At 42.5% G+C, this 623-nt stretch carries 1 protein-coding gene; it reads right to left on the bottom strand.

What is annotated here, in order from left to right:
- Positions 1-623 (bottom strand): ABC transporter substrate-binding protein (locus ACFIKO_RS09460; protein ID WP_375673926.1); only part of this gene is annotated, 623 nt, incomplete at both ends.

Raw genomic sequence — 623 nt, 5'->3', positions numbered from 1 at the left:
ACCCCAACCTTTTTTGCGTTGTCTTGGAGAGACTGAGCAATAGGCAAAGCAAAAGGATAAGGAGAGGCACCAGCAAAAATACTGGCCTCAAAACCATCTGGGTAACCGGCTTCCGTTAAAAGCTGCTTTGCTTTTTGGAGATCAAGTTTAAAGGGTTGTCCTTCTTTTTCATCCAAAGCTCCAAGATTCCCAAGAGGAATAAAACTTGCACGTAAAACACCAACATCTTTGAGAAGGGTCTTACTGAGTCCTTCATAATCAATAAGATAGCGCATCGCTAAACGCACTTTTTCCTTAGCAAAAACTGGATTTGTCACATTGAACCCCCATATGATCACGGATGGCTCTAACACTTTTTCAACCTTAATATCCGTTGTTGCTTGGAGATCTGCCAAATCCTCTGGCATCAAATTACGCGCCACATCAATATCGTGTTTTTGCAACAATAAACGTTGTGTTCCAGGCTCCGCGACATGACGAATTAAAATCTTCTTTAATTTAGGCGCCTCACCCCAATAATTGGAGCTTGCACGCAATAAAATCCCTTCTCCAGAACGCCAACTCTCTAACTGATAAGGACCAACACAAGCAGAATGACTTGCCAAATACCGGTTTCCCATATC

The sequence above is a fragment of the Bartonella sp. TS82HLJMH genome (assembly GCF_042193495.1).
In the GTDB taxonomy this organism is placed as follows: domain Bacteria; phylum Pseudomonadota; class Alphaproteobacteria; order Rhizobiales; family Rhizobiaceae; genus Bartonella; species Bartonella grahamii.
The sequence above is the reverse complement of the archived record's forward strand: the minus strand, read 5'-3'. Positions and strand labels throughout refer to the sequence as shown.